This window comes from Corynebacterium striatum ATCC 6940, assembly GCF_000159135.1.
GTDB classification, from domain to species: domain Bacteria; phylum Actinomycetota; class Actinomycetes; order Mycobacteriales; family Mycobacteriaceae; genus Corynebacterium; species Corynebacterium striatum.
This window is the reverse complement of the sequence record NZ_GG667600.1, coordinates 1-214: the sequence shown is the minus strand read 5'-3', so window position 1 is coordinate 214 and position 214 is coordinate 1. Positions and strand designations below refer to the sequence as shown.

General features: G+C 61.7%; 1 pseudogene. It reads right to left on the bottom strand.

Annotated features, from left to right (window positions below):
* Window positions 1-106: 106 nt before the first annotated feature.
* Window positions 107-214 (bottom strand): annotated as a pseudogene (locus HMPREF0308_RS14485) (ATP-binding protein); the annotation flags it as partial.

Sequence of the window (214 nt, the reverse complement as noted above, 5' to 3'; positions counted from 1 at the left end):
TGTCAGATGCGGGTTTTGGGTACCGGTGTTCCGGAGACCCGGTACTGCCGGGTTCCGGGTAGTTGGTACCGGGGCCGGGCCGACGGAGTCGGCCCGGCTGTTTGCTTTATTCGTCCGGTTCTATTGGGGCGGTGGCCTTGCGCATGTCGAAGTCTCCGATACGGATTCGGTGGTCGTTGTTGAGGCGGCTTACGAGTGAATCGGCTCCGACTCT